Raw genomic sequence first — 9,677 nt, forward strand, 5'->3', positions numbered from 1 at the left:
AAATCGGCGAAGCCCGACGCATCGGCATAAGGATTGCCCTGGTCCGAGGTCGCGAAATCCCGGTAGAAGTGCTGCTGCGGCCGTTCCGCCCCGGAGGCGTCGATCTCGCCGGCGTCGAAGCGCTTGCGCTTGTCGGCGTCGCTCAGCAGGTCGTTCGCACTCGCCACCTCCTTGAACTTATCCTCCGCCGCCTTGTCGCCGGGGTTGAGGTCCGGGTGCAGCTTTTTCGCCAGCTTGCGATAGGCGCTCTGAATCTCGGCGGCCGAAGCCGTCGGGGCGACACCCAGAACCTCGTAAGGATTTCTCACGGGCTACTCCGCAAACATCTCGTCGACAGCGCTATCGCATCGGACCGAGAACCGGAATCCACGTCTCGAAAGAATCCGATGCGATAACAGATACATGGACCACCGTTACCGCGTCCGGCAGGACGCGCGACGATCCGGGCGCGAGCGCAATTTCTGCACGGAAGGGCGCGGTTTCAAAGCCTGTTCTGCCGGATGGGGGCCAAGGCCTCGTCATGGGCGGCCATTGACGCGTCGCGCCTCAACCCGGAGGCGCCCCAATCAGGACTTCGTAGCCCAAAAGCACCCGTTGCAAAATCCGCTGCCGTCAGATCATCCCTTGCGCAGGCGATTCAAGTCATGGTCCAGCCGCGGAGGCTGGGCGGAAGCGACCTGAGCGCGGGCGACGGCATAGGCTGCGCGCAGGCAAATATCCTCGCGCCAGGGCGCCGCGATGAGCTGAACGCCGATCGGCAATAAGCCCCCGAAGACGGGCACGGCCGCCACCGGCAGCCCGACGCAGGAGATCGGCTGCGTGAACAATCCGATATGGGGCCTGAGCGGCACCGTGTTGCCCTGCAGCACCATGGTCTTCTGACCCAGTTCCGGCGCGGTGCAGGGGGTCGCCGGCGCGATGATCAGGTCGACGGTCTCGAACAGCCGCATCATCTCGTCGTGGAACCAGCGTCGCGCCCGCTGCGCCTGGAGATACCAGGCCGTCGGCTGCAGCGCGCCGGCCAGGAAGCGGTCGCGCGTCTCGGGGTCGAAATCATCGGCGCGCTGCTGCAGCCGCTGGAGATGGAAGGCCGAACTCTCGCCATTCGTGATCAGGAAAGCGGCCGCACGCGCGATGCCCGCTCCGGCGACATCGATCACGCGCATTGCGCCGAGCGCCCGGGCGACCGCGGTGACGGCGGCCTGCGCTTCCGGCATCGCATCCGTCGCGAAATACCCTCCGGCGATCGCGATGCGCAGGCCGGATACGCCGTCCTTCAGCGTCGGCAGCGTTGGCTCGATCGTCCGGACCGCACAGGCCGGATCATGCGCGTCGTGGCCTTGCATCAGGTCATAGGCCATCGCGAGGTCGGTCACGTCGCGGGCGAAAGGGCCGAGATGGTCGAGTGAGTCGCAGAATGGAAAGCTGCGCGTGCGCGGCAACCGGCCATAGGTCGGCTTCAGTCCAAAGACGCCACAGAACGAGCTCGGCACGCGGATCGAGCCATTGGTATCGGAGCCGAGCGAGATGGGCGCCAACCCCGCGGCCGTCGCAGCACCCGAGCCTGATGAAGATCCCCCCGCCATGCGGGCGAGGTCGTGAGGGTTGCGGCAGGGACCGTCATGGGCGTTCTCGCCGGTGAAATCATAGGCGTATTCGCCCATGTTGAGACCGCCGAGCAGGATCGCGTCGGCCAGGGTCAGGCGCTCGATCAACACCGCATCGCGTTCAGAGGGCAAGCGTGCGCGGTTGATCTTCGAGCCGGCCCGGGTCGGCAGACCCGTGATGTCGAACAGGTTCTTGGCAGCGAAAGGCACGCCGGCGAGCGGCCCGAGCGTTTTGCCCGCGGCGCGGCGGGCGTCGATGGCTGAAGCCTGCGCGAGGGCGCGCTCGGCTGTGACGTCGGTAAAGGCGTTGAGAGCCGGGTTGAGCTCGTGGATGCGCTGGAGAAAACCGCCGACGACCTCCTTCGCGCTGATCGCGCCCTCTCGGATATCGGTGGCGATACTATGGGCCGGAGCGAAGGCGTCGAAACTCACGCGGGTTCTCCGCCGCCGGAACGCCCGGCACGGAACACGCCGGCCGGTTCGAAGGCCGCCTCGTCGAGCGGAGCGCGGAAGACCATCGCCGCCATGGCCTCGGCGATGGTCAAGAATTGCAGCACCGCCGGGCGCTGATCCTCGGTGATCGTCAGACCGAGCGCGGGCGCCATCGCATCGCAATGGCGCGCCGCATCGAAGGCCGGCTTGGCGTCGTTCATTCGGCGGGCTCCAGCTTGCCATGCGGCTCGGTGGTCAGCAGGTTGACGAGGATATGGGGGCCCAAGCCGAACAGGGCGTTCCAGTCGCCCGGCGTCCAGAGCTTCGGTGAAGAGCCTATCGTCGCAGTCGCCGCCATCATACCTCCGGTCCCCGTTTTTCAGCCGTGGTTCACGCCGCCTTCATCGTCCGGGCGAGCGCCGTCAGCACCTCGCCGGTCGTCGAGACCCAGCCGAAGATGCCGCCCTGGGCCGCGATCATACGCAGGCCCACCTCGTGGAACTCGGGGAAATACGAAGCGCAGGCATCGCCCAGAACGAGGCAGCGATAGCCCCGGTCGTTCGCCTCGCGCACCGTCGTATGAACGCAGACCTCGGTGGTGACGCCGCAGACCAGCAGCGTCTCGATGCCGCGGTTGCGCAGGATCAGGTCGAGATCGGTCTGGTAGAAGGCGCCCTTGCCAGGCTTGTCGAGCACGGGTTCGCCGGGCAGCGGCGCCAGTGCCGGCACGATGTCGTGCCCGGCCTCGCCGCGGATCAGGATGCGCCCCATCGGCCCGTCGGCACCGATGCGCTTCTCCGCCGGTCCGCGCTGCACCTTGGCCGGCGGCGCGTCCGAGAGATCGGGCCTGTGCCCCTCGCGGGTGTGGATCACCAGCAGGCTGGCGGCGCGCGCGCCCTCTAGGATTCGGCGGCAGGGCGCGACCGCCTTGGCGAGCAGCGAGACGTCGTTGCCCAGCACCGCGCCGAAGCCGCCCGGCTCCAGGAAATCGCGCTGCATGTCGATGTTGACCAGGGCCGTGCGAACGAAGTCGACAGGCAGAGCACTCGGCTTCGCGGCAATCTCGACGGCTGGCATCAGGCGGCGTTCCCCGAGCAAAGCGAACGGAACGGGCTTTGCAAGGGCTGTGCCTGCTCCGGCTCGCAACGCGCGGCCACCATCGGAAGGAGCAATGGCGGCGGACGGACCGCTTCATCATGCTGATCTGGAAAGGAAACTTGCGATTCCGAAGATCGTTGCCGCCCGCAGGACCTGCGGCGGACAGCCCCGCCTTTCCGGGAAGCGCTCCAAGCGGAGGCTCATTGCATAATCTTTGCATGCAATGATGCAAAGAATGATCAATTTTTAACCAGTCAACCCATCCCCTCAAATGGAAAGCCTGCCCGTGCGGACTCTGAGCGACATCCTCTCCGCCCATCTCGACGGGAGCCGCGACCTCGCGGAGACCGTCGCCGCGAGCTATGCCCGGTTGCGCGCGGTCGACGATCCGGCGATGTTCATCGCGCTCCGGCCCGAGGCCGAGCGGCTGCAGGCGGAGGGGTCGCGCGGCCGTGCCCTCTGGGGCGTGCCGGTCGCCGTCAAGGACAATATCGACGTCGCTGGCCTGCCGACCACTGCCGCCTGCCCGGCCTTCGCCTACACACCGACGCAGGATGCCGCCGCAGTCGCCCGGCTGAGGGCCGCCGGCGCCATCGTGATCGGCAAGACCAATCTCGACCAGTTCGCCACCGGGCTGAACGGCACGCGCTCGCCCCATGGCACGCCGCGCAATGCGCTGCGGGTCGATCTGGTGCCCGGCGGTTCCAGCTCCGGCTCCGCCAGCGCGGTCGCTTCTGGCATCGTCCCGATTGCGCTGGGCACCGACACCGCCGGCTCCGGGCGCGTGCCGGCCGGCCTCCAGAACCTCGTCGGGCTCAAGCCGAGCCTCGGCCTGGTTTCGACGACGGGCGTCGTACCGGCCTGCCGCACGCTCGACTGCGTCTCGGTGTTCGCTCTGACGGTCGACGACGCGACGGCGGTTCTGGAGGTGATCTCGGGCGCCGATGCCACCGACCCGTTCTCCCGGCCTGTCGCGCTTGGGCAATCCGGCGCATTGCCGCCGCATCAGAAGATTGCCGTCCCGCGATCCGCCGATCTCGATTTCGACGGCGATGCGACGGCAGCCGCCAGCTTCGCGCTGGCGGTCGAGCGTGCGCAGGCCTTGGGCGCGACGATCGTCCCCCTCGATATGACGCCATTCTACGAGACGGCCCGTCTGCTTTACGACGGCCCCTGGGTGGCCGAACGCTTCCTCGCGATCCGCGAGCTGCTGACGCGTGACCCCGAAGCGATCCTGCCCGTCATCAGGCAGGTGATTGCCGGCAAGCCATTGCCCGATGCGGCCGAGACCTTCGCGGCGCAATACCGGCTGGCCGAGCTTGCACTCGCCGCCAGGGCCGCGCTGAAGGGTATCGACGCGATGATGGTGCCGACGGCGCCGCGACCGGTCACTCTCGCGGAGATGGCCGCCGACCCGATCGGCGGGAACTCGCTGCTCGGGCGCTACACCAATTTCGTCAACCTGCTCGACATGTGCGCCCTCGCCGTGCCGGTGAGCCTGGCGAAGGATGGCACTGCGGCGGGCGTCACCTTCATCGCGCCGTCCGGCCGCGATGCGGCGCTGGCCACGTTCGGCCGCGCCTTCCATCACGCCTCCGGCTTGACGCTCGGGGCCTTGGACGCGCCGATGCCGCCGCTTGCGGATCTTCCGATGGCCGCTTCACAGGGCACGATTGAGATTGCGGTCGTCGGCGCGCATCTGTCGGGCATGCCGCTTAATGGCGAGCTGACCGGGCTTGGCGCGACATTCCTGCGCGCGACCACCACGACGGCGGACTACCGGCTCTTCGCCTTACCCGGCGGCCCGCCGGCGCGGCCGGGCCTGATCCGCGTCCGCGAAGGCGGGGCAGCCATCACGCTCGAGGTCTGGGCGATGCCTGCCGACGGCTTTGGTCGCTTCGTCGCAGGCATCCCCTCCCCGCTGGGCATCGGCACGCTGGCGCTGGCCGACGGCACGCGGGTCAAGGGTTTCCTCTGCGAACAGATCGCGACCGAGGCTGCGCGCGATGTGACCGAGTTCGGCGGCTGGCGGGCTTTCGTCGCGGCGCAGGCCAAGCCTCAGGACGCTCCCGCATAGGTCCTGAAAGCATCGCGCACGATGCCGATATGGGCGCGCATCGCCTCTGCCGCGCCGGACTGGTCGCCCCGCAGAATCGCCTGCACGATCAGGTCGTGCTCCCGATAGGAGCCTCCCAGGCGCCCGGCCGCCCGGAACTGCGCCCTGCGAAACGGCGCGACCCGGGCGCGCGTCATCAGGGTCAGTTCGGCAAGGTAGCCATTGTGCGAGCCCGAGTAGATCGCGGCGTGAAAAGCCTCGTTGGTCTCATGATAGCGCAAGGGATCGCCTTCATGGACGAGCGCGCGCAGCGCCTGATGCAACTCCTCCAGACCGCGCCGTTCGGGCACGGTCATGTTGCGGGCGGCGAGTCCCGCACAGAGCGCCTCAAGCTCGGCCATCGCCTCGAACATGTCGTCGAGCTGCGTCGGAGTGGGCAAGGCCACGACCGCGCCGCGATGCGGCCGGACGCTGACGAGACCCGAGGCCGAGAGCTGGCGTATCGCTTCGCGCACCGGAGTACGCGAGACGCCGAACCGCGCCGCAAGCTCCTGCTCGTCGAGGGGCGTTCCCGGTTCGAGCGCGCCCGACACAATCTCGTCGGCGATCTGCAGACGAAGTGCTTCGGTCCGCGTCCGCGGTGGCGCTGCAGGTTTGGATATCGCCAAAGTGGCGGCAGGGCGCGGCGGCATGATCAGGATCGGAAGGCAGGTGGGATCGCCGATGCCTGCATAGCAGGCAGAGCGATGCCGGTCACGGCGTCATGAAGAATGCGCCGCCGCCTGCCGTTCATTCGGGGATGATGCTGACATGGGCGCTGACGACGCGCCAGCCTTCCGCGAACTTGACCCAGGTCTGGCTCTGCCGACCGACCTTGCCGACCATGCTGTCGCGCCGGAACATGGTGTTCGCCGTGGCCGCCGTGTCGCCATAAGTCGTGATGACGGTGCGTTCCAGCGTCCGTTCGAGCCCGACCGGCGAGCGCGCCGAGCGGAAGGCAGCGATCTCGTCATGGCCGTAGAGGTTCTCGGCGACACCGTAGCGCAAGGTCTCGGGCGCCTTGCGGAAGATCGCATCCAGCGTTGCGACGTCGTTGCCGGTAAGCGCGGCCTCATAGGCTGCGAAGGCGGCTTCCACCTCGGCCAGCACGGCAGGGTCGTTGATCTTCATCTGCAGGCATCTCCAGAGAACTATCCCGCGATGGCGATCGCGAGCAGGACGCGCTTATAGCGGCGGATGCGGAATCGCGGTCAGCAACTCCCTCGTATACTCCGCCTTGGGATCGCCGAGCACCTCCTCCGCCGTGCCTTCTTCGACGATCGAACCCGTCTTCATCACGATCACCCGGTCGCAGAGCAGCCGCACCACGTTGAGATCGTGCGAGACGAAGAGATAGCTCATGCCGAGCCGTCCCTTGAGCTCTTCGAGGAGATTCAGCACCACCGCCTGGACGGACACGTCGAGCGCGGCCGTGGGCTCGTCGAGAACAACCAGATCCGGGTCGAGCGCGATCGCGCGCGCAATGCCAACGCGCGCCTTCTGCCCGCCGGAAAGCTGGTGAGGAAAGCGGTCGATCAGCTCGACCGGCAGGCCGACGAGCCTCGCCAGATCCTCGCAGCGCGCACGCAGGGCATCACGTCCCTTGACCGCACCCATCCGCATGATCGGATCGGCGATGGCGCGCTCGGCGGTGAAGCGCGGATTGAGGCTGTCGGTCGGGTCCTGGAACACCATCTGGATGCGCCGGCGATACGGCGACGCAGCGAACTGCTTGGCGGGGATCGCACCGATATCGGTACCGTCGAAGACGATCTTGCCGCCGCTGGGGTCGATCAGTCGCGTGACCATCATCGAGGTCGTCGATTTGCCGCAGCCGGATTCGCCGACGAGCCCCAGCGTCTCGCCCCTGGCGATACTGAAGCTGATGCCATCGACGGCGCGGAAGGCCGGCTTTTCCGGCTCGGCCTTGCCCATCAGCTTGGCGAGGAGCGCACCGGTCGCGGCCCGCGGATATTCCTTGACCAGATTCTCGACCTGCATCAGGGGACCGGCCTCGGCGGCCGGTTTCGGCTCAGTCACGGCTGTCCTGGCTTCGGCGGGCACGGTTTGCGGCGCGTCGAGCAGCAAGTCTGCGAGGCTCGTGCCCAGTCGCGGCGTCGCCTGCATCAGCCTGCGGGTGTAGGGATGCTGCGGGTTGCGGAAGATCTCGCTGGCCAGCGCGGTCTCGACCACCTTGCCCTTTTCCATCACGACGACCTTGTCGCGCCTGGACATGCTGCAGCAGCACGTCCTCGATCTGCTTGCCGACCTTGCGGATCGGGTTGAGCGCTGCGCGCGGGTTCTGGAAGATCATCGAGATCTCGCGCCCGCGCAGATCGCGCATCTGGGCCTCGTCGGCCGCGACGAGATCAACGCCCGAGAACGAGATCGTGCCTTCGGCGACGCGGCCGGCGCGATCGAGAATGCGCACCACGGCATAGGACGTGACCGACTTGCCCGAGCCGGACTCGCCGACAATCGCCACGGTCTCGCCCTTGGCGACGCTGACATCGATCGACTTGACCGCCTGCACCGCGCCGCGCCGGGTGGCGAATTCGACGGTGAGGTTCCTGATCTCGAGCAGAGGGACTGCCGTCATGTCAGTTCCTCCGCTGGGGGTCGACGAGATCGCGCACGCCGTCGCCGAGCAGGTTGAAGCAGAACACGGCGATCATCAGGGCGAGACCGGGGAAGAAGGCGATCCACCACTCTCCGGAGACGATGAAGCTCGCGCCCTCGGCCACCATGATCCCCCATTCCGGGGTCGGCGGGCGCACGCCGAGCCCGATGAAGGAGAGGCCTGCCGCATTCAGGATCGCGTAGCCCATGGTCAGGGACATCTGCACCGCCATGATCGGCATGATGTTGGGCACGATCTGGGTGAGGAGCAGCCGCCAGTCGGAATTGCCCGAAAGTCGCGCCGCCTGCACGAAGCCGGCATCGCGGCGCACATTCGCCTCGGCACGCGCGACGCGGGCATAGAGCGGGAAATTGATGATCGCGGTCGCCAGCACGATGTTGCCGACCGAGTTGCCCAGCGCCGCCACGATGCCCATCGCCAGCACGAAAAGCGGGAAGGCCATGATGGTGTCGGCGACGCGGCCGACGACCTTGTCGATCCAGCCGCCGTAGAACCCGGCCATGACGCCGGCAAGCCCGCCCATCAGGAAGACCAGCGCCACCGAGAAGATCGCGATCGAGAAGTCGAGCCGTGTCGCCGCCACCACGCGGCTGAAGATGTCGCGGCCAAGCTGGTCCGTGCCGAACCAGTGCGCCCGGCTCGGCGCCTGCAGGGCGGCGTTGGTGTTGCTCGCGAGCGGATCGTAGGGGACGATCGAGGGGCCGAAGATTGYCGCCAGCAGGATCAGCGCGAACAGCCCGAAGGCGAGCCCCGTCACCGGGTTCTCGGCGACGATATGGCGCGCATGCGCCCACAGGCTGGTGGAAGGCGGCGCCTCGAAGCGCAGCGTCGGAGCGGGTTCGGCAGGGATTGCCTGGGCGGGTGCCGGCTCGACCTTGGCCATGTCGTTCACGCTCTTCAACCCTCCAGCCTGACACGGGGATCGATGACGCCGTAGAGCACGTCGATCATCAGGTTCAGGGCGACGTAGAGAATCGCCATGGTCAGGACGAAGCCCTGGATCGGTGCGTAGTCCGACGCGATCAGCGCCTCGACCGCATAGGAACCGACGCCGGGCCAGGCGAAGACCTTCTCGACCAGCACATTGGCGCCGAGCAGGAAGGAGAACACCATGCCGAGCGTCGTCACCACCGGCAGCATGGCGTTGCGGAAAGCATAAGTGCCGATGACCTTGCGGTTCGTCAGGCCGCTGGCGCGGGCGGTGCGCACGAAATCGGCGCCGAGCACGGCCAGCATCGAGGCCCGCGTCATGCGGGTGATCGGTGCCAGCGAGAAGATGGCGAGTGTCACCGCCGGCAGGATCAGCTGAGCGAAAGCGCCCCGGAAGGTCTCGAAATCCCGCGCTAACAACGTGTCGATCAGGAGCAGACCGGTCACGCGCGGCGGCTCGGAGGCGAAGACGTCGAGCCGCCCAAGCGGCGCCGGTGACCAGCCAAGTAGAAAATAGAAGACATAGACGAGCAGGAGCCCGGTGAAGAACACCGGCAGCGAGACGCCCGCGGTCGCCACGACGCGGCAGAGATGGTCGATCCAGGAGCCCTGCTTCACAGCCGCCAGGATGCCCAGCGGCAAGGCGACCGCCATGGCGAGCAGCAGCCCGGCCAGCGTCAGTTCGGCGGAGGCTGGCAGGCGCGCGGCGAGGTCGGCCGTCACCGGCTGGCCGGTGGTCAGCGAGGTCCCGAGATCGCCCTTCACCAGCGCCGTGACATAGGACACGAACTGCACGGGCAGCGGCTGGTCGAGCCCAAGCTTGGAGCGGATCTCGATGATCGCCTGCGGCGATGCGGCAGGGCCTGCGAAATAG

10 protein-coding genes and 1 pseudogene are annotated in these 9,677 nt (G+C 67.5%); 1 reads left to right on the forward strand and 10 read right to left on the reverse strand.

Going from position 1 to position 9,677, the window contains the following annotated elements; all coding sequences use genetic code 11:
* From AB4Y99_RS23155 to AB4Y99_RS23175, 5 genes are all read right to left on the reverse strand, one after another.
* Positions 1 to 308: DnaJ domain-containing protein (locus tag AB4Y99_RS23155; RefSeq protein WP_441524976.1), on the reverse strand; the 308-nt coding region annotated here is incomplete at its 3' end.
* A gap of 309 nt (positions 309 to 617) precedes the next feature.
* On the reverse strand, positions 618 to 2,039 hold the full coding sequence (locus AB4Y99_RS23160) for an AtzE family amidohydrolase (RefSeq protein WP_441524977.1): 1,422 nt from the start codon (positions 2,037 to 2,039) through the stop codon (positions 618 to 620).
* Positions 2,036 to 2,260 (reverse strand): DUF4089 domain-containing protein, encoded by a 225-nt coding sequence (locus AB4Y99_RS23165; protein WP_142021765.1) that lies wholly within the window; start codon positions 2,258 to 2,260, stop codon positions 2,036 to 2,038. The genes AB4Y99_RS23160 and AB4Y99_RS23165 overlap by 4 nt, the downstream gene beginning before the upstream one ends.
* Positions 2,257 to 2,397 carry a hypothetical protein gene (locus AB4Y99_RS23170; protein ID WP_441524978.1) on the reverse strand — a complete coding sequence of 47 codons (141 nt, stop codon included), beginning with the start codon at positions 2,395 to 2,397 and terminating at the stop codon, positions 2,257 to 2,259. The genes AB4Y99_RS23165 and AB4Y99_RS23170 overlap by 4 nt, the downstream gene beginning before the upstream one ends.
* A gap of 32 nt (positions 2,398 to 2,429) precedes the next feature.
* Positions 2,430 to 3,116 carry a cysteine hydrolase family protein gene (locus tag AB4Y99_RS23175; RefSeq protein ID WP_441524979.1) on the reverse strand — a complete coding sequence of 229 codons (687 nt, stop codon included), beginning with the start codon at positions 3,114 to 3,116 and terminating at the stop codon, positions 2,430 to 2,432.
* 292 nt (positions 3,117 to 3,408) lie between these two features.
* On the opposite strand from AB4Y99_RS23175, the gene atzF reads away from it, so the two are divergent.
* Entirely contained in the window at positions 3,409 to 5,214 is a 1,806-nt protein-coding gene (gene atzF, locus AB4Y99_RS23180) for an allophanate hydrolase (protein WP_441524980.1), read from the forward strand.
* On the opposite strand, the gene AB4Y99_RS23185 is transcribed toward atzF, so the two are convergent.
* The 5 genes and pseudogenes from AB4Y99_RS23185 to AB4Y99_RS23205 all read right to left on the reverse strand — a co-directional run.
* On the reverse strand, positions 5,196 to 5,885 hold the full coding sequence (locus tag AB4Y99_RS23185; RefSeq protein ID WP_142021762.1) for a GntR family transcriptional regulator: 690 nt from the start codon (positions 5,883 to 5,885) through the stop codon (positions 5,196 to 5,198). The genes atzF and AB4Y99_RS23185 overlap by 19 nt on opposite strands.
* Before the next feature lie 97 nt (positions 5,886 to 5,982).
* The gene (gene hpxZ, locus AB4Y99_RS23190; protein WP_038358979.1) at positions 5,983 to 6,363 is read right to left on the reverse strand and encodes an oxalurate catabolism protein HpxZ; all 381 of its coding nucleotides are present in this window, start codon (positions 6,361 to 6,363) and stop codon (positions 5,983 to 5,985) included.
* 54 nt (positions 6,364 to 6,417) lie between these two features.
* Positions 6,418 to 7,831: pseudogene (locus tag AB4Y99_RS23195) on the reverse strand (ATP-binding cassette domain-containing protein).
* A gap of 1 nt (position 7,832) precedes the next feature.
* Positions 7,833 to 8,756, reverse strand: a complete 924-nt coding sequence (locus tag AB4Y99_RS23200; protein ID WP_441524982.1) for an ABC transporter permease — start codon at positions 8,754 to 8,756, stop codon at positions 7,833 to 7,835.
* A 14-nt stretch (positions 8,757 to 8,770) separates the two neighbouring features.
* On the reverse strand, positions 8,771 to 9,677 hold a 907-nt coding region (locus tag AB4Y99_RS23205), incomplete at its 5' end, for an ABC transporter permease (RefSeq protein WP_441524981.1).

The organism is Allobosea sp. TAB14, assembly GCF_052113865.1.
Classification (GTDB): Bacteria; Pseudomonadota; Alphaproteobacteria; order Rhizobiales; family Beijerinckiaceae; genus Allobosea; species Allobosea spartocytisi.

What these genes read in the sequence shown, in the direction of transcription:
- AB4Y99_RS23165 (WP_142021765.1), bottom strand. Translation starts at nt 2,260, where the DNA reads ATGAACGACGCCAAGCCGGCCTTCGATGCGGCGCGCCATTGCGATGCG.
- AB4Y99_RS23170 (WP_441524978.1), bottom strand. Translation starts at nt 2,397, where the DNA reads ATGGCGGCGACTGCGACGATAGGCTCTTCACCGAAGCTCTGGACGCCG.
- AB4Y99_RS23175 (WP_441524979.1), bottom strand. Translation starts at nt 3,116, where the DNA reads ATGCCAGCCGTCGAGATTGCCGCGAAGCCGAGTGCTCTGCCTGTCGAC.
- atzF (WP_441524980.1), top strand. Translation starts at nt 3,409, where the DNA reads ATGGAAAGCCTGCCCGTGCGGACTCTGAGCGACATCCTCTCCGCCCAT.
- AB4Y99_RS23185 (WP_142021762.1), bottom strand. Translation starts at nt 5,885, where the DNA reads ATGCCGCCGCGCCCTGCCGCCACTTTGGCGATATCCAAACCTGCAGCG.
- hpxZ (WP_038358979.1), bottom strand. Translation starts at nt 6,363, where the DNA reads ATGAAGATCAACGACCCTGCCGTGCTGGCCGAGGTGGAAGCCGCCTTC.